The 1,312-nt window shown below is 44.9% G+C and carries 1 protein-coding gene; it reads right to left on the reverse strand.

The genetic code is table 11. The features are described from left to right. Positions 1–1,312 (reverse strand): serine-rich family protein (locus IV55_RS10425; protein WP_191979321.1); only part of this gene is annotated, 1,312 nt, incomplete at both ends.

Genomic DNA, 1,312 nt, shown 5'->3' on the forward strand with positions numbered 1-1,312 from the left:
TAGTGAAGTTGAACCGGATTGACTCTCACTCAAGCTAGTTGAGCCTGATTGGCTTTCACTTAGTGAGGTTGAGCCTGACTGACTCTCGCTCAATGAAGTTGAGCCGGATTGACTCTCACTCAAGCTAGTAGAACCTGACTGACTTTCACTTAGTGAAGTTGAGCCGGATTGACTCTCACTTAGTGAGGTTGAACCAGATTGACTCTCACTCAAGCTAGTAGAACCTGACTGACTTTCACTTAGTGAAGTTGAGCCGGATTGACTCTCACTTAGTGAGGTTGAACCAGATTGACTCTCACTCAAGCTAGTAGAACCTGACTGACTTTCACTTAGTGAAGTTGAGCCGGATTGACTCTCACTTAGTGAGGTTGAACCAGATTGACTCTCACTCAAGCTAGTAGAACCTGACTGACTTTCACTTAGTGAAGTTGAGCCGGATTGACTCTCACTTAGTGAGGTTGAACCAGATTGACTCTCACTCAAGCTAGTAGAACCTGACTGACTTTCACTTAGTGAAGTTGAGCCGGATTGACTCTCACTTAGTGAGGTTGAACCAGATTGACTCTCACTCAAGCTAGTAGAACCTGACTGACTTTCACTTAGTGAAGTTGAGCCGGATTGACTCTCACTTAGTGAGGTTGAACCAGATTGACTCTCACTCAAGCTAGTAGAACCTGACTGACTTTCACTTAGTGAAGTTGAGCCGGATTGACTCTCACTTAGTGAGGTTGAACCAGATTGACTCTCACTCAAGCTAGTAGAACCTGACTGACTTTCACTTAGTGAAGTTGAGCCGGATTGGCTCTCGCTCAATGAAGTTGAAACGGACTGACTCTCACTTAATGAGGTTGAACCGGATTGACTTTCACTCAGTGATGTTGAACCGGATTGGCTTTCACTCAAGCTAGTTGAACCGGATTGACTCTCACTTAATGATGTTGAGCCGGATTGACTCTCACTCAAGCTAGTAGAACCTGACTGACTTTCACTTAGTGAAGTAGAACCAGATTGGCTCTCACTCAATGAAGTTGAGCCGGATTGGCTCTCACTCAAGCTAGTAGAACCTGACTGACTTTCACTTAGTGAAGTAGAACCAGATTGGCTCTCACTCAATGAAGTTGAGCCGGATTGGCTCTCACTCAAGCTAGTAGAACCTGACTGACTTTCACTTAGTGAAGTAGAACCAGATTGGCTCTCACTCAATGAAGTTGAGCCGGATTGGCTCTCACTCAAGCTAGTAGAACCTGACTGACTTTCACTTAATGAGGTTGAACCAGATTGACTTTCACTTAGTGAAGTAGAGCCAGATTGG

Origin of the sequence: Furfurilactobacillus siliginis, from assembly GCF_001437435.1 — a bacterium.
Classification (GTDB): domain Bacteria; phylum Bacillota; class Bacilli; order Lactobacillales; family Lactobacillaceae; genus Furfurilactobacillus; species Furfurilactobacillus siliginis.